The sequence below is a fragment of the Bradyrhizobium sp. 521_C7_N1_3 genome, from assembly GCF_052075975.1.
Classification (GTDB): Bacteria; Pseudomonadota; Alphaproteobacteria; order Rhizobiales; family Xanthobacteraceae; genus Bradyrhizobium; species Bradyrhizobium japonicum.
In genome coordinates this window covers 5,600,676-5,622,288 of the sequence record NZ_CP197232.1, presented here as the reverse complement: position 1 = coordinate 5,622,288, position 21,613 = coordinate 5,600,676, and the positions used below count along the sequence as shown (strand labels likewise).

Sequence of the window (21,613 nt, the reverse complement as noted above, 5' to 3'; positions counted from 1 at the left end):
TCGGCTACCCCAGGGCCCCGCTCCAGCACTCAACCTGGTGACCGTCCAGCCGCTGATCGGGCGGTCGTCGGCGGACAGCCACGGCTCGAATCCTGATCCGAACCCGATCCACTCTGGCCGGGCGGCGTTTACGGCCAGTCGGAAAAATTCAGCGCCGGCCTCGATTGTCCGGCTCTCGCGCGGGCCGCAACGCGGCGGCGCCACACGCCGGGCGCCTCGCCGGTATGCTTGCGAAAGAAGCGGCTGAAATACGCGGTGTCCGTGAAGCCAAGCGCGAATGCGATCTGCTTGACAGCAACTGCGCCGGCCTCTAGCCGTGTTGCGGCTTCCTTGACGACGCGCTGCTGGATCAGCTCACTCGGTGAGCGCTTCAGCTCGCGACTACAGAGTGCGTGCAGGCGATCCGGCGTCATGCCGAGGAGCTTGGCGTAATCGCCGACGCGTAGATGCTGCTGATAGCGTTCCTCGAGCAGCCTGCGGAAGCGGCTCAGAATCTCGGCACTGCTGCCCTCCTCGTCCCGGTCGCTGTCGCCGGCGAACAGGCGCCAGAAGCGCAGCACGCACAGCGTCAGCTCGGCCGACATGATCGATGCCGCACCGCTCCGTGCGGGCGAGGCGATCTCGGCGGCGATCGCCGCGATCGAACGCGCCATCGTGGTCACGAGATCAGGTTCGACGGGAAGTGCCATGATGCCGCCGGCACCTTCGAGCGCGAGATAGGCAGCCTCCGCCGACGGCGGCAGGTAGCGATGCCACACGCCGGCGCGCAGTTGTAGCAGCTCGGCGGTCGCCCCCGCCGACACCTCCAGATACTCGGCGGATCCCGCCGGCAGCCAGACTATCGCGGGGCCGACTAGCGTCATCGTCTTGCCGGCATGGCCAAGCTCGGCGGCGGCGCCGCTGTGGAGACACAGCAGATGAATGAACGGCCGGGCGGCTTTGGACGTCAGCATCCAGCGCCGCCCGGCGTAATGCGATCCAATCAGCTCGGCGCCAACTGGCGCGGCGCCGCTCGCTGTGGCGGCCGGCGCCGGACCAGCGCCCGCGACGCCTCGACGCACTTGCCCGTCCCGACCAGAAGCGTCCAATCTTTCGCCGGATTTGTCCATTGTGCGAACAAACCCCGGGGTGCTTGCTAGGTCAAGTCCTGGTCGCGGCCGGCTCGATGAAGCCACACCGAAAAAGAAACCGGGACCAAGAGGAAACGACCCACTCACATCGTTGCGAACAATCGCTTGAGTGAAACACGAGGGAGGATCGACATGTTTTCGGCGAACCGTCGAACGTTTTTGCGCGTCACCCGCCTGGCCGCCTTGGCTGCGGCGCTGGGGAACTTTGCGTCCCCGGCCGATGCGCAGGAGAAGATCCGGATCGGCTATGCCATCTCCAAGACCGGTCCCTATGCCGGCGGCGCGGGCATCACCACGCTGCCCAATTACGAGCTATGGGTGAAGGACGTGAATGCCGCCGGCGGCATCAAGCTCGGCGACAGGAAGCTCCCTATCGAGGTGGTCGAATACGACGATCGCAGCAGCTCGGAGGAAGCGGTCAAGGCGATCGAGCGTCTCGCCAACCAGGACAAGGTCGATTTCATTTTGTCGCCCTGGAGCACCGGCCTCAACCTTGCGGTCGGACCGACGCTGAACCGCCTCGGCTACCCTCACCTGGCGGTAACTTCGGTGACCGACAAGGCGCCGGAGCTCGCCAAGCGGTGGTCGAACGCGACGTTCTGGCTCGGCACGTCGGCGCAGATTTCCGAGGCGCTGGCCGATCTGCTCGGGAAGCTGAAGAGCGACGGCAAGATCGGCGCGAACGTCGCGATGGTCAGCATCGCCGACCAGTTCGGCATTGAGCTGTCTGCCGCCGGCCGCGAGGCCCTGAAGAGGCATGGCTTCACGCTCACTTACGACAAAACTTATCCGATGGGCGCGCAGGATCTTCAGCCGCTGCTGAAGGACGCGATCGCGTCCAACCCGGATACGTTCATCGCCTTCAGCTATCCGCCGGATACGATCGCCCTGACCGAGCAGGCGCAGCTCCTGAAGTTCAATCCAAAGATCTTCTACGTCGGCGTCGGGACCGCCTTCCCGCTCTACAAGGGCAAGTTCGCCGCCAACAGCGACGGCGTGATGGGGATCGGCGGCTGGAACGCGGACTCGCCAGAGCTGAAGGATTATCTGGCGCGCCACAAGGCCGCGACCGGCAAGGAGCCGGATCGCTGGGCGAGCTCGATCACCTATGCGAGCCTCCAGGTGCTGCAGCAGGCGATCGAGAAGGTCGGCAAGCTCGACCGCGTCGCGGTCGCGGCGGAAATCCGTTCGGGCACGTTCGACACCATCATCGGCAAGGTCAAGCTGAAGGATGGGCTGCTTCAGGAGGTGTGGAGCGTCGGCCAATGGCAGAACGGCGAGTTCTACGCGCTCGCACCCGCCTCGCTTCCGGGCGCGCGTGCGCCGGTCGTGCCCAAGGCGCAGTGGCAGTAAGGCTTGGTTGGCAGGCCTCGCGCTGCAAGGCCTGCCTGCCGTCCGGTCCAGGGGACGTCGTTTCATGCTGCTTGTCGACATCGTCCTGCCGGGCCTCGTGCTTGGTGGCATGTATGCGCTGATCGCGCTCGGCCTGACGCTGCAATATGGCGTCGCGCGGATCATGAACCTCTCCTATGGGGAGTCGCTGGTCGCGGCCGCCTTCGGCGCGTTCTCGCTCTACAGCGGTATCGGCCTCAGCCCGCTCGCCGCGCTGCTGTTCGCGGTTCCGGTCGCAATGGCGCTGAACTGGCTGCTCTATCGCTTCCTGCTCGAACGGCTGATGCGGCGGGGCAAGGACAGGGGCGCGCAGGAGATCGACAGCATCCTCGTCACCTTCGGCGTGCTGTTCGTGATCCAGGGCGCCATGCTGGTCGCGTTCGGCGGCCAATATTATAGCTACAGCTATCTCTCCATTCCCGTGGTCGTTCTGGGATCAACCCTTGCGGTCAATCGCCTCGTCGCGCTGCTGTTCGCAGCGCTGGTCGGCGGTGCCGTGTATCTCGCCCTCACCCGCACGCGGATCGGCACCGCCGTCCGCGCCATCGCGGTGGACGCGAATGCCGCGCGCCTTGTCGGGATCGACGTGGCAGCACTGTCAGGGCTTGCGTTTGCCTTCGGTGGTGGCCTCGTGGCCGTCGGCGGCGTGCTTGTCAGCATGTTTCTGACCTTCAATGCCGCGATGGGCGTGGTCTTCACCATGAAGGCGCTGGTCGTCGTCATCATGGGCGGCGTCGGCAATGTAATGGGCGCGCTGGTCGCGGGTCTGCTGCTCGGCGTGGTCGAAACGGCAGTGGCGCGGCTGGTCGATCCCGGCTTGACGCTGGCCGCCACTTACGCGCTGTTTCTCGGCGTGCTCCTGATCAAGCCGACCGGTCTGTTCGGGAGAGCTGCGTCATGACGGCGGCTGTCCGGACATTGCTGTGGTGCGCCGGCCTTGCTTTGGCCGCGGCGATCGTCGCCTATCCGCTCTATGCCAACGGCTATTATCTCGCGCTCGGCATCAGCGTCCTCTATTTCACGATTCTGTCGACCGCCTGGGCGATGTTCTCGGGCCCGACGCGCTACATCTCGCTCGCGACGGTCGCGTTCTTCGGCCTCGGCGCCTACACTGCCGCGGTGCTCGGTGAGACGATGCCCTGGCCCGTCGTGCTGCTGGCCGCGGCCGGCGTGGGCGCGCTCACCGCCGCCATCACCGGGCTTTCGACGCTGCGGCTATCCGGCATCTATTTCGTGATCTTCTCCTTCGGGCTTGCCGAGCTGATCCGCCAACTCGTGATCTGGTACGAAGTCAACATCCACAAATCGGTCGGCCGCTATCTCTTCAGCGCCGTGACGCAGGACATTCTCTACTGGCAGCTCCTTGGCCTTGCCGCACTCGTCTTCCTGGCGGGCTGGCTGCTCCGGCGCTCGCGTTATGGGTTGGCCTTGCGCGCCATCGGCGCCGATGAGACCGCAGCGAGCCATTCCGGCATCGATGCCACGCGGGTCAAGCTCGGCGTGTTCATTCTGAGCGCGACATTCATGGCGATGACCGGCGCGGTAATGGCGCCGCGCTGGACCTATATCGATCCGGCGATCGCCTTCAATCCGACGATCTCGTTCCAGGTCGTGATCATGGCCTTGCTGGGCGGTGCGGGCTCGCTGTTCGGCCCCGTGCTCGGCGTCATTCCGCTGGTCCTGTTGTTCGAGGTCCTGACCGCGACGCTGCCCAACCATTTCAGCATCGTGCTCGGCAGCGTTTTCGTCCTGATCGTCATGGTGCTGCCGAACGGTGTGATCGGCCTGTTCGGCGCCGGACGCTGGCGCGTCCCGGCGGAGCGTCGCGCCGCCGCGTCCGCCCGCACAATGGATGCCCCGCTCCTCGGGGTCGAAGGCGTCAGCAAATCGTTCAGTGGATTGCGCGCGGTCGATGACGTCAGCTTCACGGTGGCGCCGGGCGAGATCGTCGGCATCATCGGGCCCAACGGCTCCGGCAAGACGACGCTCCTGAACACGTTGTCCGGCGCCTTGCGGCCGTCGTCCGGCACGATCCGCCTTGGCGGCACCGTGCTCAACGGCCTGCGCGCACATCAGATCGCGCGGCTAGGCCTCGCCCGCACCTTCCAACTGGTGCGCGTGATGCCTGACATGACTGTCGCGGAGAACGTTGCCGCCGCGCGGCTGTTCTCCACGTCAGGCGGTTCGGACGCAACGGGAAGTGAGCTGCTCGATCTGGTTGGGCTCGGCGCGATGCACGAAGCGCCCGCGGGCGATCTGACCTATATCGATCAGAAGCGGCTGGAGCTTGCCCGCGCGCTGGCATTGCAGCCGCGCCTGGTGCTGCTCGACGAGTGGCTGGCGGGACTCAATCCGAGCGAGCTGGAAACCGGCATTGCCCTGATCGCAAAGCTGCGCGACCGGGGCCTCACCATCATCATGGTCGAGCACGTCATGGATGCGATCCGCGCGCTGTGCGGCCATTGCATCGTCATGAACGCCGGCAGCGTGATCGCGCGCGGCGCGCCGGACGAGGTGTTGACCGATCCAAAGGTCGTCGCCGCCTATCTCGGAGGTGAGGATGCTTGAGGTCGTCGCCCTCTCCCACTTCTACGGCAAGCACCAGGCCCTGGCCGACGTCGCGCTCGCCATCGAGCAAGGCGAGATCGTCGCCATCCTCGGCGCCAACGGCGCCGGCAAGTCGACCCTGCTCAAGAGCATCGCCGGCCTGGTCAGGCCCGCGCCGGGTGCGGTGATCCGGTTCGATGGACAGAGCATTTTCGAGCTTCCGGCCCATCTGATCGTGGAGCGCGGCATCGCCCTGGTGCCGGAAGGGCGCGGCGTCTTCGGCGACCTGACCGTTGCCGAGAATCTGCAGCTCGGTGCTTATCCGGCCCGGGCTCGCGCGGGCGAAGCGGACCGGCTCGCAAAAATCCTGCAACTGTTCCCGCGCCTTGCCGAGCGCATGAGTCAGGCCGTCCGCACCATGAGCGGCGGCGAGCAGCAGATGGTTGCGATCGGCCGGGCGCTGATGTCGAACCCGTTGCTCCTTTTGCTCGACGAGCCCTCGCTCGGCCTGTCGCCTTTGCTCAGCCGCGAAGTGTTTCGCGCGCTGACCCAGATCCGCGCCGGTGGCGTCAGCGTCTTGCTGGTCGAGCAGAATGCACGCGCGAGCCTCGACCTTGCCGACCGCGTCTACCTGATCGAGTCCGGCCGTAATGCCGGCAGCGGACTGGCAGCCGCAATGAAGAACGATCCCGAGATCCAGCGCGCCTATCTCGGCAAGGCGCGCGCCACGTCACCTGCACCAAATTCACTCCCCTAACCCTCCTGCAATCCTTGGAGAGCTCCATGAACGCAATCGACCTTCTCATTGGCGGCAAGGACCAGTCGGCCAGCAACCAACGTACCTTTCAGCGTCACAATCCGATCTCCGGCGAGGTCGCGACGACAGTGGCGGCAGCCTCGATCGACGATGCGATGCGCGCCGCCGACGCTGCGGCCGCCGCCTTTCCGGCCTGGTCGCAACTCGGCCCGACCGAGCGCCGCAAGCGGCTGAGCGCGGCCGCCGATATCCTCGCGCGCCGAGCGGCGGAGTTCAGCGCGCTGATGGTTGCCGAGACCGGCGCCACCGCGGGCTGGGCCGGCTTCAATGTGCATCTTGCCGAAGGCATGTTGCGCGAAGCCGCCGCCATGACCACGCAAATCTCGGGCGAGGTCATCCCGACCGACAAGCCCGACAATCTCGCCATGGCCTTCCGCCAGCCGGTTGGCGTCGTGCTCGGCATTGCGCCGTGGAACGCGCCGGTGATTTTGGGCGTGCGCTCCGTCGCGATGCCCCTCGCCTGCGGCAATACCGTCGTGCTGAAGGCCTCCGAGATGAGCCCGGGCGTGCACCGCCTGATCGGAAGCTGCCTCGCTGAAGCAGGCCTTGGCGACGGCGTCGTCAACGTCGTGACCAACGCGCCCGAGGACGCGCAGGCCGTGGTCGAGGCGCTGATCGCCCATCCCGCCATCCGCCGCGTCAACTTCACCGGCTCGACCCGTGTCGGCCGCCTCATTGCGCTGGCCTGCGCAAAACATCTCAAGCGCGCGCTGCTGGAGCTTGGCGGCAAGGCGCCGCTCGTCATCCTCGACGACGCCGACCTGGACGCCGCCGTGAACGCCGCTGCCTTCGGCGCCTTCATGAACCAGGGCCAGATTTGCATGTCGACGGAACGGATCGTCGTTGACGACAAGGTCGCCGACGCCTTCATCGCCAAGTTCGCTGCCAAGGCGAACGCGCTTCCTTTCGGCGATCCCCGCAAGGGTAACGTCGTGCTCGGCTCGCTGGTGAGTAGCGCGGCCTGCGACCGCGTCAGGCGCCTCATCGACGATGCCGTCGCCAAGGGCGCCACGGTCGTGGCGGGTGGGCACGGCAGCGGCACCATCATGCCGGCCACCATCGTCGATCACGTCACGCCGGCGATGCGCATCTATGGCGAGGAAAGTTTTGGTCCGGTCGTGACCGTCGTCCGCGTCAGCGGGGTGGACGACGCCGTCCGGGTCGCCAACGACACCGAATATGGCCTCTCCTCCGCAGTGTTCGGCCGCGACATCGCGCGCGCCCTTGGCGTTGCCAAGCGGATCGAGGCAGGCATTTGCCATGTCAACGCGCCCACCGTGCACGATGAGCCGCAGATGCCCTTCGGCGGCACCAAGGCGTCCGGCTACGGCCGCTTCGGAGGAAGAGCGGCCATCGACGAGTTCACCGAGCTGCGCTGGATCACCGTGCAGACCGGACCGCGCCACTATCCGTTCTGAATCGTGGCCTGCGCCCGGCGACCATCCGACTGTTCATCGACGGTCGTCGGCAGGCGGCCGTGGCCCGAATCTCGACGGCAGTTCGCTTAGCGCAGCGGCAGCAGGTCGAGCTGGCTCTGCGCCTTCTTCACTGCCGTCGCGTACCAGCTCTGGCTGGGTGCTTCCTTGGCGAAACATCTGGTGTAGGCGTCCATGGCCTGGTCTTCCTTGGCCATGGCGTCCTCCGGGGTCTTCCTGGCCATCATCTGCTTCCAGACGTTTTCGCAGGCCGGGATCTCGGCCGTCTTCACGGCGTCGGTTGCGGCGAGGAAATAGACCTTGTCGCCCTGGATCGCGACGACGTCGATTTCATGCGGCGCGCCCTTCAGGTCGCCGTTGCCGCGCACGCCCAGCACGGCGACCGCGGCAGTCGCGGATGCGGGCTTCGTGATCGGCAGCTCGGCATATTTGGCGAAGGCCGAGTCCTGGATGGCCTGGTAGTAGAAGCGGTCTGACTTGAAGGCTGCCGCGATCTCCTGCGGCAGGCCGTCCTCGCGGTGCTCGCGCAGCCAGTGCTTGAGCAGAGTTGTGGTGGTCACCACGGCCTGCATCTTGTCGCCTTCGGACGCGAAGCCGAGCCCGTCGAGATGGCCGAAGCCCGAGTCGCCCTTGAACAGCGTGTCGGCGTTCGACTTGCCCTCCGCCGGCAGCCCCTTGATCGTGACCGGTCCGACCAGGCCACGCAGCAGGCCCGTCAGCTCGTTGAGCGCCGCGTCGTGCTGCTTGAAAGTCTCGTCGCTCTCCTTGGCCTTCGAGAACTTTGCGATGTAGCGATCGCGCTGGTCGAGGTAGTGCTGTTCGGGCGTGGCTGCGTAGGTGGGTGTCGCGAAAACGAGCAGGCAGAGCAAGGCGAGCAATCTCATTGCAATTTCCGGAAGACTGGGAGCGATCTCCAGTCTTTGTGCCGCTGCCGGGCGGGAAGGTTCATCCCGCGAAAGCCGGCGGGAGCCCTACTCCGCCGGCGTGAGCTGCTGCCGGCTCAGGCGCATCGCCGCCGTCTCGCGCACTCGGACGCGGGCGCGGCGCTTGCGCCACCAGATCACGACGCCGGTGACCGACAGGGCCGCCACCACGAGGCCCATGATCGAAATCAGGATACGCCCAAACAGCCCGACGATGCGGCCTGAATGCAGCGGGAATTGCGCCTGCACGAAGATGTCGGCGGCGGTGCCGACCCAGGGCAGCCGTTCCCCGATCGGGCGGCCGTCCTCGCTGTCGTAATAGAGCTGCGCGGGCCCGACGCCGCCGGCGCCGTGATCGTCGCCGGGATGGAAGAAGGCCGCGGCGTAGACGCCATGGGCCGGGCCGTAGCTGATCGAGCCGACCGGGACGGTCCACCCTCGCCCCTTGCCGGCGGCCGCCGCGCGCGCAGCGATGTCGTCAAACGTCACCCTGGGCTCGATGGGATCGTCGAGATCGCGATAGGGCCGCTGCTCATAGGGCGTCGGCGTATAGTTCGACACCATCTTCATCATCGGCGAGAACACCTCGAAATAGAGGTTCAGCGAGAACGCCGTGAAGGCGATGATGAACAGCACGCCCCAGGTCCACAGGCTGAAGGCGCGATGGATGTCGAAATTGATCCGGTAGGCGCTGCCCGATGCCTTGATGGTCCAGGCCGGCGCCCAGCGCGCCCAGAAGCCGCGCTCGAGCTGGCGCGTGACCTGGGGCGCCCGCGCGGCCTTGGCGCGCCGTCGCGAGGGCAGCGTCAAATAGAAGCCGACGAAGCAATCGATAGTCCAGATAATGGCGATCACGCCGAGCACGCGCATGCCCCAGCGATCGCTGCCCCAGAATTCCGGGATGTGCATGGTGTAGTGGAGCTTGTAGAGGAACGAGACGAAGTTTTCGCGCGTCACCGGCCACACCGCGCCCCAGTAGCGCCGGCCGAGCTCGACACCGGTGTTGGGATCGAGGAAAATCTGGTTGTAGTCGATCGCGAAGCGTTTTCCCGTCGCCGGATCGATCCGCGGCATCACGAAGAACCACAGCGAGTGCCCCTCCTCCGGCGTCATGAAGAGGTAGACGACGCGCGCGCGGGGATCGCGCTGCTCGATCATCTTCGCGAGCTCGATCGAGGGAATCGCCGGGCCTTTGCTGGTGACATCGAACAGGTGGTGGTTCAGCACCTCGTCGATCTCATGATCCCAGGAGATGATCGCGCCGGTGATGCCGGAGAAGAACAGGAACCCGGCGGTGAGAAGTCCCGCCCAGCGATGCAGCCTGCCGAATATCGCTCTCATCGTCTCGACTCTCATCAAGCGGGTCCGGCTGACATCGCCGGACCGTCCTCACTTCGAACTCACCAGCGGTAGGTCAGCTTGCCGATGGCTTTCCGCCCCTCCGCGTAGAAGCAGCCGGACAGGCTGTAGCAGGCGGCGACATAGCGCGTGTCGGCGAGGTTGGTGACGTTCAGCGACAGGCGCCAATTGTCGCGGGTGTAGGCGAGCAGCGCGTCCAGCACGGTGGACGATCCCACCTTGAACGTGTTGGCGTCATCGCCCCAGGTCGCGCCGACATAACGGATGCCGCCGCCGAACTGCAGGCCTGCAAGCGGCCCGGTCTGGAGCGTGTAGTCGCTCCACAGCGAGGCGCGGTTGAGCGGCACGGTCGGCGGCGCCTTGCCGAGATTGACGGGATCCTGCGACAGCATCGCGTCGACATAGGCGTAGGCGGCGCGCAGGTTCCAGCCGTCGGCGAGCGACATCGTGCCTTCGAGCTCGATGCCGCGCGATTTCACCTGGCCGATCTGTTCGGCGAGGTAGCTCGGCGGCGCGAACGTGACGACGTTGTCGCGCGTCAGGTCGAAGGCGGCGAAGGTGAACAGCGCATTCCAGCCGATCGGCTGGTACTTGACGCCGACCTCGTACTGGACGCCGGTTTCGGGATTGAGCATCTGCCCCGACGGACCGGTCGCGAGCACCGGCAGGAACGACTCGGAGTAGCTGAAATAGGGAGCGATGCCGTTGTCGAAATTATACATCACGGCGGCGCGGCCGGTGAAGGCCGAGGCATCTTTCGAGACCGACGTATTGGAGGTGGGGAGATTGCTGTCGACCTGCGTCGTCACGAAATCCTGGCGGCCGCCGAGCTGGAACGACAGCCGGCCGAGCTTGATCTGATCCTGCGCATAGAGCCCGACCTGCGACTGCCTGACACCGGTGTTGTCGCTCATGGCGCCGATGGTCCAGTCGTAGCTGTAGACCGGGTTGAAGACGTTGATCTCGGGCGCCGACGTCGTGACGCCAAAGGCGGTGTCGCGGAACGACGTGTTGCGATAGTCGATCCCGACCAGCGTGGTGTGGCTGAGGATGCCGGTGGTGAACTTCCCCTGGAGCTGATTATCCACCGCGAAGGAGTTGATGTAGGAGTTGCTGTAGCTGCCGAAACGCGCGAGCTGCCCCGCGGCCTCGTTGGTATAGCCTCCGCCGTAAAATACCTTTTCCTCGTTGTGCTGGTAGGCGTAGCGCAGGTTCTGCCGGAACGTGATGTTGTCGGTGAAATTGTGCAAGAGCAGGTAGCCGGCGGTTGCGATCTCGGTGTTGAACGCGTTGAAGCTCGGCACGCCCGCGAAGAACGAGACCGGGATGGTGCGGCTGTTGTTCGGCCATACCGTGCCCGACGCCGGCAGGAACTGGAGGCCCCACCCTGCCCGGTCCTTCTGGTAGTCGGCCAGGATCGTGATGGTGGTGTCCTCGTTCGGCTTGAACGTGACAGCGGGCGCGATGAAGACGCGGTTGTCCTTGGTGAAGTCGACCTGGGTCTCGCCGTCGCGGACGACGCCGGTCAGGCGCCACAGCACGGTGCCTTCCTTGTTGGCGGGGCCGCCCATGTCGAACTGGCCCTGATAGCGGTTGAAGCTGCCGCCGGAGATCGAGACTTCGCCGAATTGCTGCGCGGTCGGCAGCTTGGTGACGTAGTTGAGGATGCCGCCGGTGCCGCTGCCGCCATACATCGCCGAGGATGGTCCCTTGAGAACCTCCAGGCGTTCGGCACCGTAGGGATCGAGGCCGTTGAAGTGCACGTAATTACTGGATGGAATCCTGAGGCCGTCGATGTAGAGGCCCGACATGGTCGTGTCGAAGCCGCGGATCTGGAGTGCGCCGAAGCGGGTGTCCGAGCCGCCATTGACGTCGCCGCTGACGCCTGCGGTGTAGCGCAAGGCCTCGCCGATCGAGACCGCGCCCTGGTTCCTGATCTGGTCGGTGGTGACGACGGACACCGACTGCGGCGTTTCGATCAGCGGCGTGTCGGTCTTGGTGGCGGTGCCGCTCCGCGTCGCCACGAAGCCGCGCACCGGCCCGTTGGCGCGTTCACCCGTGTCGCGATTCGCTGATGCCGACTGCGTCGGCATGGCTTGCTGCGCAGGAGAACGCCGGTTGGCGCGTGCGGTCCGTGTCGTCGCGGACCGCCGCGACGAGGCCGCCGCCGCGGGTCGGGCGCGCTGCGCCGGCGCTTCCACCGAGACTGTGGGAATTTGAGTCTGCGCCTGCACGGGCGCGAAGGGAATGCAGAGAGCGAACATGCTGACGGCACCAAAGAAAAGCACCTGAAGCTGTCGAACACGCGCATTGGAGCACGAGCGAAGTTGGAAGTCTGACACGTCTATCGAGGCCCCACGCACTGCCGGCTTCGCCGGAATGATTTTTGGACTCTCGCCCTAACGCGGGGGCATCTTCAGTGCGAGAGACGCAGAGTTAGAATCTATCGAGACCGGGGAATAGATCGTGCGACCAATGCGCCCATATGCGCGTCGAGGTGCATCGCCGGCTTCTGCGAGCGCTTCGATATGGAATGCTTCTAGAGTGAGAACATTCGCCGCTTGTCCGCATCGCCTGGAGACGGCGGACTCGCTGCCGCGAACGAATGGTTGCGACGACGATGCAACTGTTGACGAAGGCGCGTCACCAGGACATTGCCGGCAGTTCAACCTTGCGCGGCAATCATCGTGTTGAGCGCTTTAACGCTCGGCGCAAACAGCACTGCGACGCCCTTGTAGCGGATAAATTGCTTCATCTGGAACGTCACGGAGGCGTCCCCCGCGAGCGGAACCTGGAACCGGGTCTCGGCCTTTGGGTCTGCCCGGTTTCCGGTCAAGGCATCCTGCGCGTTGGCTCCGTTCGGAAGGCGCATGTAGGCGTCGGCAAAGTCCGTCTGATGCATCCACCGCAGGATGGTATAGAATTGCTCGTTGATCCTGGCGAAGTAGAAAAGCCCAACGATGCCGCGGTCCTTGCCGTCGTCCTCGGTGCCCTCGAGATGAGGGCCGTAGGAAAATCCGCGGCGTATGACTCGCGGCGGCCCCTTGGGGAAACGAATCCGATTGGCAAATTTCAGCGGCTGATCGCGGCAATTGACAATGCGAATGTGAGCCCCGAGCGGGCATTTGACGCCGTTTGGATCGTCGCCATAGCCGAATGCATCGCTCAACTGCGGGGTCGACGGTGGTGCATCCGGAAAACGTGACAGCGGCGATCCGTGGCGCCAGCGCCCCATCATCTTGGCCGCGATCCATTCTTCCTCCAGCTCCGGGCCGACATGCGGCGCCGCCAGCGGTGCATTCGCCTTCAGGAACTTGTTGAAGGCCGCGACGTCCTGATAAAGCCACGACAGGCCGACGAACGATCCATCGCGCGCGAACTCCTGCCATGGACCGGGCTTGAACGGTGAAGTGGGAAAATCGCTGTTGGGATAGCCGGCGACGATCTCGCGACAATCGACGGCGTCGGAAGCCCTGGCAGCCGGCGCATCCTGCCAGTCAACATTCGGCGCGGTGATTCCATCACGATAGCCAAAATGCAGGCGGCCGTCGGCTGGCCGACAGCCGGACAGCGCACCGTCGTCCCAACTGTCGAGCGACAATTCCCGGACACCGAGGCCCGTCGCCGACTGCCGCACCTGTACGAGGCAATCGGCTTTCTGCTCGGGCGTATCGAACCCGATGTGGATGGCGAGATCGATGTCGCTCGACTTGAACTTGCCGTCCCACCATCCGGCCGGAGCGCTGGCGTCAAGGAAACCAAGCTGTGTCGCAATGCCGCCGTCCGGTGCCTGCGTCGGGTCCACGAAAGCCGCCTCGAACTCCCGACGGCCCTGCGCGACGTCGAGAGAGGCGCGCCCCGACAACAACGTCGCGACGCCGTTCCAACTGAACATGAAGTGGAACGCGGGACCATCGGCGTCTGGGCCCGCCCCCACCGCTGTCCTCGGTATCCATTGCCGCAGGAAGGACCTGGCACCGCCGGCGTCGCCAAACTTGAACAACAGAACCGCGAGTAGCGGCTTGGCGGAGCTTCGAGCGACGATCGCCTGCAAATTGCTGAGATCCACCATGGCGCCTGTCCTGCAATAACGGTCAGCCGATAGACAGCCTCAAAGCTCTATCTCGAAAGCGCAAATCCGCTCTGAAAGCTATTTCCCGAGCTTTGTCAAAATGTCTGCGACGGTCATGTGATCGTAAGCCGAGAACAGCCAGCCGGATGTGTTACCACTGATGTCGGTTGAGCCGTCGGTCGCCGTGCCCAGCGAACGCGCGTTGCGGTTCTTCGAGAATTCGAAGAACGAGGCGGGATCGTTGATGTCCAGGCCTTGAGTATCTGCCAGTGAAAAAATCTGGGCAAATACCGGCGTAAGCGCACGGCGGAAGAACTCCGTATATTCCTGGTGCGATCCCTCATATTCGGTGATGACCTGAATGTACTTGTCGTCGATGACGACGACGCGCGCGAAATGAACGATCCGGGATTGCTTCAACGCGTCCGCGATTTTGGACTGGACCTGGTCGGCGAAGATGTCTTTGAGGAGCTGCAGCTTTGCCAGGGTCTCGGCATCCTGCTTGATCGGCAGCGTGAGATTGAGTGCGTGGGTCACGGGAAATCTCCTAAAGAAATACAACTTTAGGATGGTATCACTCCCGAAAGGAATTGGAAGCGATCTTTCGACCTGCGGCCAGCCGTCGCGCCGCGGGCCGTTCGAAAGGGGCAGCAATACTCCCCTGACAATTCGACCGCGAGCGCATGCGACCAGCGAACCAGCGCTGGTCGGCCTGCTGCGAACGTTGTGCCGCGCGACGAGCCTAAGCTTTGCCGTCGTGGCAGCACGCGCCAGCGGCAGCATCCTTCGGGCCGCCAGCCAGCACGCTGCGGCTGTTGCGCTCCGGCGGAATGTCGCCGGCGGCATTGGCCGAAAAGAATCCGGTCGGCTTCAGCATGAAGCCGGCATATTCGACCGGCATGATCGGAAAATCCTCGGGCTTGCAGACGTGGGTGTGGCCGAAGGAGTGCCACACCACGAGATCTGTATTCTCGATGTTGCGGTTCTGCGCGGCGTAGCGCGGCAGGCCGTCGCCGCCGGCATGGACATTGGGATAATCGCCGCTGGCGTATTTCTCGTCCTTGTCGAAAGCGGTGACCCAGACGTGCTTCGTCGCAAAGCCGCCGCGGCTGCGCACGTAGCTTCCCTCCTGCGCCAGCATCAGCGGGCTCGGATTGACCACCAGCTTGTAGGCCGGCGCGTTGCCGACGGAGTTGGTTTTGTTGGGATTGCTGATCTTCCAGAACCGGCCGGTCTCGCCGTTGGCGATCGCCGCCGCGTCGCGCTCGCGCGACAGCACGCGCGTGGTGGTGTCGAAGGCATTGCCGTGCGGATTGTCCGCGCCCCAGGGCCGCGGCACGAACTCATGCTCCGTCACCGTGTTGCCGCCGCCGTCGAGATCCATGTGCATGCGCACGTTGAAGAAATGCTGGTGCGTCGGCCCGCCCAGATTGTCGTCGACCATCCCGCCCCATTTGTATTTTTCGCCTGATGGCACAGCGGCGGTCTGGATGATGCCGGTGAGTTTTGTCTCCAGCTGGATCGTGCCGTCCTGGTACAGGTACCAGTAGAAGCCGTAGTCGTAATTGCCGACGGTGGCGAAGAACGAGATGACGAGGCGCCGGGATCTGCGGACCTCGAACAGGCCGTTGCGGAATTCGTAGTGTTTCCAGGCAATTCCGTAATCTTCTTCATGCATGCAGATGGCGTTCTGCATGACGTAGGGCGCGCCCTTGTTGCCGGCGGCCGGCACGTCGAAATAATGGATGTTGCCGAGACAGTCGCAGCCGAGCTCGAGCGCGTTGGCGAGCATGCCGAGCCCGTATTCGCCGGCATCGAACGCCGACTTCCAGAAGTGATTGGCGGTCGGATCGGCATAGGGCACCACCATCTCGGTGACGCTGGCGCGATGGATCAGCGAGCGCTTGCGATCACCGTCCTGGTAAGCGAGCTGATGCAGCACCAGGCCCTCGCGCGGCGTGAAGCCGACGCGAAAACTCCATTTCTGCCAGTCGACCTTCCAGCCATCGACCTTGAAACTCGCACCCTCCGGCTGCTCGATATGCAGCGGCTTGATGTCGGTGCGCGGGTTCTTGACCTCGTGTGCGCCGTAGTTCCGCTTCTTGCGCGGGATCGGCACGATCGGGTCTGCGTCCGTGAGATCGATGACCTTGCCGGCGATCAGATCGACGACGGCGACCACGCCCTCGATCGGATGCGCGTAGCCGTTGTCCTGAAGGTGCTCGCGGAAGAAGCTGACGGCGCGCACGATGCGGGCGCCGCGCTCGTACTCGAAATCGAAGAAGCCCGAGGAGAACGGATCGACCTGGACCAGCTCGATATCCTTGTCGGTTAGCCCGCGCCGGACCATTGCCGCGCGCCAGCCGGGGTCGGCCTTCACCACGGCCTCACACTTGAAGAATTCCTCCAGCATCACCGGCGGCTGCCCGTAGGGCGCCTCGCGGTTCGGAATGACCTTGCGCGCGACGATCTCGTTGCGGCCGAGATCGACGATGTGCTCAATCGCCTCGCCCGTCGTCACGTCGAGCGTCAGCGTGAAGGCACGGCGCCCTGTTCCGCCCGCGGCCAGCTCCTGCTTGGTCGGCTCCTCCAGCCGGACCGTCGGGAAGCGGCAGTTCTCCGGCGAGGTCGCGGCGGCGCGAACCAGCGTGCAGGCGGCCGTGATCTCTTCGGCTGTCAGAGGATCGAGCGGATGTGGTGTCGCGGTCTGCGTTTGCGATGTGGCTTTGACGGTATCGAGCATGATGATGACCAGAGATCAGCGCGGGGCGAGATGCGCGGTGATGGCGCGGAAGGCGGCGAGCCAGCGGTGGTCGAGCGGAACGTCCATTGCCTTCGGCTGTGTCGCGAGCTTGACGATGACGGTGTCGGTGGCTGCGTCGATATAGAGCCACTGGCCGTGGATGCCGATCCCCGCGAGATCGTTGCGAGAGGGATCGATCGTGTACCATTTGCTGCGGTAGCGGGCGCCCGGGAAGATGTCGGCGAGGTCGCCGTCTTTCCACGCCTGGGGATCGCCGTTCTCGTGGATGTCGTCGATCCACCAGCCCGGCACCACCTGCCGGCCCTCGACCACGCCGCGGCAGCGGATCATCTCGCCGAAGCGCAGGAGATCGCGTGCGGTGACGGAAAGGCCGCCGGCGATGCGGCCCATGCCGTGGCTGTCGAGCGTGAGGGAGCCATCCTCCTCGGCGCCCATCGGCTGCCAGAGATAGTCGGAGAGGACGCGATGGTAGGGCATGCCGCAGGCGCGCTCATAGACCCAGCCGAGCACTTCCGTGTTGGTCGAGACGTAGTGGAACACCTTGCCGTGAGGCTTTCCTGTCCCGCGCAGCGTGGTGAGATAGGCGCGCTGATGGCCGGGCTTGACGCCCGGCGGCGGCACGTCCCAGCCCGAGGAGAAACGATAGCGTGCGACGTCGCCGGCGGGATCCTCGTAATCCTCCTCGAACTTGATTGCGACCGCCATGTCGAGGACGTTGCGGACGGTGCAGCTGCCATAGACCGAGCTCTCCAGCTCCGGCACGTAGCGCACCACCCTCGCCTCGGGATCGAGCAGGCCGCGCGCGGCCAGCACGCCGCCGAGCGTGCCGGCGACCGACTTGCTGATGGAGCAGATCAGATGCGGCGTGGTCGCGCTCATGCCGTCGCCGTACCATTCGTGAATCAGCGTGCCCCGGTGCATAACGAGCAGCGCATCGCCGAAGGTTTCGCGCAACGTGGCCTCGACCGTGGTCGGCTTGCCATCGGGCGCGGTGAAGCCGAGCTTTTGAAGCTCGCGCGGCGCGCTTGCCATCGGTGTGGGATGCGCGGAGCGACGGACTTCCGCGGTCGGCAGCACTTCGCGGGTGTGGGTGAAGCCCCAGCGGATGGCGGGAAAGCTGCGCCAATTGGCACGGGTCACTTGGGCCTCGGGCGCAGGCGGGCTGCCGCGCATGATGTCCGTCGGTCGCATCTCGATCCTCCGCAAGGCGATCCCGACTGCGATGTCGGAACTGCAGGGGAGAAGACTGCACACAGGCCGCATCGGGCGTTATCGAGATCCGGCAATATTTTGCTGGACAGCGGCCATGGCCGTGCCAGTCTGGCGTGGTTCTTGCTAGCTCCGGGCTACTAAATTTCGACGTGATGTCATGGCCTTAAGCGCAACTCTTCCGACTCCGGACTCGGCTGCAAGCCTGTTTCAGGCGCGCAGTGCCGACGTCGACGAGCATTGCGCCGCGCTCGGTCGCTGGCGCCTGAGCTACGACCAGATCAGCGCCGGCGCCTTCAGGGGCAGCTTCACCCAGCTGTCCCTGCCCCGGCTCGAAGTGTTCCGCGAAATCACCAGCCAGCAGGTCCGCCAATACGGCCAGCTCGGTGCCGACAGTTTTGGCATTGGTCTGCCCTGGCACGGCGACGGCGAAGTCAATTGCAACGGGGCCAGTGTTGCAGGCTCCCAGGTCATCGCCAGCATCGATGCCGAGATCGACATGTGTACGCCGAAGGCCTTCGAGCTGCGCGGTGTCGTCGCCAGTGCGGTGCTGATCGCGGAGCTTGCGGCCCGGCTCGACATCGAATTGCCGCGCGCCGTCTGGCACCAGTTGCGGGTGATCGAGATGGCGGCGGCGCCGGTCGCGCGGCTGCGCGCCCACCTCGCCGCCATTCACGAGACCATCACGGCCGCACCCGAACGGTTCGACGATCCGGCCGCGCGGCAGGCGCTGGAGGACGCCCTCCTCGTCGAGATCATGGACATGCTGCCGACGGCCCGGCCCGGCGATCCCGGCCGCAGCGCCACGGCGCGCAAGCGCACGGTGGATCGCGCCCGCGAGCTGATGCATGGCAGCGGCGATCGCTCGCTGTCGCTGCTGGAGGTCTGCAAGGCGGTCGGCGCGAGCCCGCGCAAGCTCGGCTATTGCTTCCAGGAAGTCGTGGGCACGAGCCCGATGCACTATTGGCGCGCGATGCGGCTGAACCGAGCGCGCCGGGATCTGAAGCGCGCCGGCGGCGCCGAGACGTCGATCTACGACGTCGCCGTGCAGCACGGCTTCTGGCACTTCAGCCAGTTCTCGCTCGACTACAAGCGCCACTTCTCCGAGTTACCCTCGGAGACCTTGCGGCGCGCCAGGCTCGCGGCCTGACGCGCCCACTTCCTTACCATGTCGGCAGGTACGTGCCCTTGAAGCGCGTCTCCAGGAATGCCTTCACCTTGTCCGAGTGATAGACCTCGATCAGCTGCTTCACCCACGGCTTGTCCTTCTCCTCCTCGCGGACGGCGAGGATGTTGACCCAGGGACCATCGGGGTTCTCGCGCGCGATCGCATCGGTCGCCGGATTGAGGCCGGCCTGCACGGCGTAATTGTTGTTGATCGAGACGACGTCGACGTCCTGCAGCGCGCGCGGAAGCTGGGCGGCATCGAGCTCGACGAAGCGGAGCTTCTTCGGGTTGTCCGTGATATCAGCGATGGTCGAGGAGACGTTGTTCGGGTCCTTCAGCTTGATCACGCCATGCAGGGCCAGGATCATCAGGCCGCGGGCGCCGTTGGAGGGATCGTTGGCAATCGCAACGCGGGCGCCTTCTGGCAAATCGGCGAGCTTCTTGTATTTCTGCGAATAGACGCCCTGGGGCGACCCGATCGTGTTCGCGACCTTGACGATCTTCCAGCCGGTCTTGGAGATCTGGTTCTTCAAGTACGGCTCGTGCTGGAACGAGTTCGCCTCGAGATCCCTGAGCGCCAGCGCCTGGTTCGGAATGACGTAGTCGGTGAACTCGACCACCTTGATGTCGAGGCCGCGCTCGGCGCCGACCTTCTTCACCACGTCCAGGATCTCGGCATGGGGGCCGGCGGTGACGCCGACGCGGATGGTTTCAGCTTGAGCGGTGGTCGCAAGCAAGGCTGCAGCCGCAAGGGTTGCGAGAAAGCGCATTGAAGTCTCCAGTTTCAGGGAATGTGGTTCAGCGCTGCCGCAGCCGCCGGTTGACCCGGCGCGCCAGATAATCGCCCGCGCTCTGGACGAGCTGCACCAGCGCGATCAGAACGACCACGACGGCCAGCATCATCTCCGGCATGAAGCGCTGATAGCCGTAGCGGATGCCGAGATCGCCGAGCCCGCCACCCCCGACGGCGCCGACCATGGCGGAGTAGCCGAGCAGGCTGACCACGGCGAGCGTCAGCGCCAGCAGCAGTCCCGGCAGCGCCTCGGGGATCAGCACCTTGAGCACGATCTGGATCGGCGAGGCCCCGAACGAGGACGCTGTCTCGATCAGGCCGCCATCGACCTCGCGGATCGCGGCCTCGACAAGGCGCGCGATGAACGGCGCCGATGCGATGGTCAGTGGCACGATCGCCGCGGTCGACCCGATCGAGGTGCCGGCGACGAAACGCGTGAACGGGATGATGGCGACGACCAGGATGATGAAGGGCGTGGAGCGCGTCGCATTGACGACCATGCCGAGCACGCGATTGACGGCGGGGGCTGCGAATAGCTCCCCTTTCCGGCTGGTCGCGAGAAAGACGCCGAGCGGCAGGCCGAAGGCGGTGCCGAGCAGCGCCGCGATTCCGACCATGTACAGGCTTTCGCCAGTCGCCTGGATGATCAGGTTGATGAGTTCAGGCGACATAGCCGAGACGCTCCGCCGAGAGTTGATATTGAGAGAGCCAGGCCAGCGTTCGCGTCACCGCGTCCTCGCCGCCAGGAATGCCGAGAGGAATGCCGAGAGTCAGCGAGCCCACATGCTGGCCACCGATCTCGTCGATGCGGGCCGACAGCAGCGAGACGTCGAGACCGAGCTCGCGGGCGAGCCGCGCTACCAGCGTGTCGCCGGCCCCTGCCCCGCGCACCTGGACGCGGATCACGGCCTGCCCGCCGACAGACGGCTCCGCCACGATCCGGCTCGCCAGCGACACCGGCAGACTGTCGCCGATGACTTCGGCGAGGAAAGACTGTGTGATCGGATGTTTTGGATGGGTGAAGATGTCGGCGACATGGCCGCTCTCGACGACGTGGCCGGCATCGAGCACCACGACTTCCTTGGCGAGCTGGCGCACCACCGACATTTCGTGGGTGATCAGCACGATGGTCACCCCGAGCTCGCGGTTGATGTTGGCGAGAAGATCGAGGATCGCGCGCGTGGTCTGCGGGTCGAGCGCCGAGGTCGCCTCGTCCGACAGCAGCACGCTCGGCCGGGTCGCCAGCGCACGGGCAATGCCGACGCGCTGCTTCTGGCCGCCCGAAAGTTCGGAAGGATAGCGGTCGTGCTTGTCGGCGATGCCGACCAGCGCCAGCAGTTCGGCGACGCGGGCCTTGATGTCAGACTTGGCCCAGCCGGCGATCTCCAGCGGCAGCGCGATGTTGTCGGCCGCCGTGCGCGACGACAGCAGGTTAAAATGCTGGAAGATCATCCCGATCGAGCGCTGCGCCAGCCGCAATTCGCGGCCTGCCAGCGCCGAGATATCGCTGTCGTCGACGATCACGCGGCCCGTGGTCGGCTTCTCCAGGCCGTTGATCAGCCGGACCAGGCTCGACTTGCCGGCGCCGGAGCGGCCGATGACGCCGGTGATCGAGCCGCGCGCAATCGCGAAGTCGATGCCTTGCAGCGCGTTGACGCCGGGCTTGCCGCGATAGGCCGGATAGATCTTCGAGATGCCCTCGAAACGGACCATCGCGTCGGCGTTCCGGGCGGCAGGTGAAATCGCTTCAAGCGTTTCGATCTTCTGTCCGATCGCGAGCGATTGGTGGGCGTTCATGGAGGCGGCCTTCATGCACAACAGTTCCTGCTGCCCCCGTGGGGCATGCGGAACCGGTCGCGTCACGCGACGGAGAGTGAAATCGCAGTGAGGATTCGGGTGGAACGCGCTGCACTGCAGCACGCACCATCGCCTTTTCAGGTCTTCCTTGCAATGTCAGATATTTGCGGGGAGTTGGACGAAGTTTTCCCAATCCCACCCCGGCGA

The 21,613-nt window shown here is 65.1% G+C and carries 17 protein-coding genes; 6 read left to right on the top strand and 11 right to left on the bottom strand.

The window, feature by feature from the left end; translation table 11 throughout:
- Positions 1-128 precede the first annotated feature (128 nt).
- Positions 129-953 (bottom strand): helix-turn-helix domain-containing protein, encoded by an 825-nt coding sequence (locus AB7008_RS26140; protein WP_248883318.1) that lies wholly within the window; start codon positions 951-953, stop codon positions 129-131.
- Between the two features lie 309 nt (positions 954-1,262).
- On the opposite strand from AB7008_RS26140, the gene AB7008_RS26135 reads away from it, so the two are divergent.
- The 5 genes from AB7008_RS26135 to AB7008_RS26115 all read left to right on the top strand — a co-directional run bounded on the left by AB7008_RS26135 (position 1,263) and on the right by AB7008_RS26115 (position 7,304).
- On the top strand, positions 1,263-2,483 hold the full coding sequence (locus AB7008_RS26135) for an amino acid ABC transporter substrate-binding protein (RefSeq protein ID WP_441259757.1): 1,221 nt from the start codon (positions 1,263-1,265) through the stop codon (positions 2,481-2,483).
- Positions 2,484-2,547: 64 nt separating this feature from the next.
- Entirely contained in the window at positions 2,548-3,423 is an 876-nt protein-coding gene (locus AB7008_RS26130; RefSeq protein WP_441259756.1) for a branched-chain amino acid ABC transporter permease, read from the top strand.
- The gene (locus AB7008_RS26125) at positions 3,420-5,090 is read left to right on the top strand and encodes a branched-chain amino acid ABC transporter ATP-binding protein/permease (RefSeq protein ID WP_441259755.1); all 1,671 of its coding nucleotides are present in this window, start codon (positions 3,420-3,422) and stop codon (positions 5,088-5,090) included. The genes AB7008_RS26130 and AB7008_RS26125 overlap by 4 nt, the downstream gene beginning before the upstream one ends.
- Positions 5,083-5,826, top strand: coding sequence for an ABC transporter ATP-binding protein (locus tag AB7008_RS26120; RefSeq protein WP_304489792.1), 744 nt, complete (start codon positions 5,083-5,085; stop codon positions 5,824-5,826). Before AB7008_RS26125 ends, AB7008_RS26120 begins: the two co-directional genes overlap by 8 nt.
- 26 nt (positions 5,827-5,852) lie before the next feature.
- Complete coding sequence (locus AB7008_RS26115; RefSeq protein WP_041958123.1) at positions 5,853-7,304, top strand: aldehyde dehydrogenase; 1,452 nt, start codon at positions 5,853-5,855, stop codon at positions 7,302-7,304.
- An 86-nt stretch (positions 7,305-7,390) separates the two neighbouring features.
- Here the strand turns inward: AB7008_RS26115 and AB7008_RS26110 are convergent, their stop codons facing one another.
- The 7 genes from AB7008_RS26110 to AB7008_RS26080 all read right to left on the bottom strand — a co-directional run bounded on the left by AB7008_RS26110 (position 7,391) and on the right by AB7008_RS26080 (position 17,631).
- Positions 7,391-8,206, bottom strand: a complete 816-nt coding sequence (locus tag AB7008_RS26110) for a hypothetical protein (protein WP_248883313.1) — start codon at positions 8,204-8,206, stop codon at positions 7,391-7,393.
- A gap of 87 nt (positions 8,207-8,293) precedes the next feature.
- On the bottom strand, positions 8,294-9,586 hold the full coding sequence (gene fsrB / locus AB7008_RS26105) for a siderophore utilization protein FsrB (RefSeq protein ID WP_304489791.1): 1,293 nt from the start codon (positions 9,584-9,586) through the stop codon (positions 8,294-8,296).
- 59 nt (positions 9,587-9,645) lie between these two features.
- A complete protein-coding gene (locus AB7008_RS26100; RefSeq protein WP_441261248.1) occupies positions 9,646-11,640 on the bottom strand; it encodes a TonB-dependent siderophore receptor in 1,995 nt (664 codons plus the stop codon).
- A gap of 629 nt (positions 11,641-12,269) precedes the next feature.
- Positions 12,270-13,676 (bottom strand): Dyp-type peroxidase, encoded by a 1,407-nt coding sequence (locus AB7008_RS26095; protein WP_441259754.1) that lies wholly within the window; start codon positions 13,674-13,676, stop codon positions 12,270-12,272.
- Between the two features lie 78 nt (positions 13,677-13,754).
- The gene (locus tag AB7008_RS26090) at positions 13,755-14,459 is read right to left on the bottom strand and encodes a hypothetical protein (RefSeq protein WP_441259753.1); all 705 of its coding nucleotides are present in this window, start codon (positions 14,457-14,459) and stop codon (positions 13,755-13,757) included.
- The gene (locus AB7008_RS26085) at positions 14,419-16,419 is read right to left on the bottom strand and encodes a primary-amine oxidase (RefSeq protein WP_441259752.1); all 2,001 of its coding nucleotides are present in this window, start codon (positions 16,417-16,419) and stop codon (positions 14,419-14,421) included. The genes AB7008_RS26090 and AB7008_RS26085 overlap by 41 nt, the downstream gene beginning before the upstream one ends.
- A gap of 15 nt (positions 16,420-16,434) precedes the next feature.
- The gene (locus AB7008_RS26080) at positions 16,435-17,631 is read right to left on the bottom strand and encodes a serine hydrolase domain-containing protein (RefSeq protein ID WP_441259751.1); all 1,197 of its coding nucleotides are present in this window, start codon (positions 17,629-17,631) and stop codon (positions 16,435-16,437) included.
- A 178-nt stretch (positions 17,632-17,809) separates the two neighbouring features.
- Between AB7008_RS26080 and AB7008_RS26075 the strand changes: the two genes are divergently transcribed.
- A complete protein-coding gene (locus tag AB7008_RS26075) occupies positions 17,810-18,799 on the top strand; it encodes a helix-turn-helix domain-containing protein (protein ID WP_028158894.1) in 990 nt (329 codons plus the stop codon).
- Positions 18,800-18,812: 13 nt separating this feature from the next.
- On the opposite strand, the gene AB7008_RS26070 is transcribed toward AB7008_RS26075, so the two are convergent.
- The 3 genes from AB7008_RS26070 to AB7008_RS26060 are packed head-to-tail and all read right to left on the bottom strand — an operon-like array spanning position 18,813 to position 21,421.
- On the bottom strand, positions 18,813-19,586 hold the full coding sequence (locus AB7008_RS26070) for a MetQ/NlpA family ABC transporter substrate-binding protein (RefSeq protein WP_441259750.1): 774 nt from the start codon (positions 19,584-19,586) through the stop codon (positions 18,813-18,815).
- Between the two features lie 28 nt (positions 19,587-19,614).
- Positions 19,615-20,280, bottom strand: coding sequence for a methionine ABC transporter permease (locus AB7008_RS26065; RefSeq protein ID WP_014495321.1), 666 nt, complete (start codon positions 20,278-20,280; stop codon positions 19,615-19,617).
- Complete coding sequence (locus AB7008_RS26060; protein ID WP_441259749.1) at positions 20,270-21,421, bottom strand: methionine ABC transporter ATP-binding protein; 1,152 nt, start codon at positions 21,419-21,421, stop codon at positions 20,270-20,272. Before AB7008_RS26060 ends, AB7008_RS26065 begins: the two co-directional genes overlap by 11 nt.
- Between the last annotated feature and the right edge of the window lie 192 nt (positions 21,422-21,613).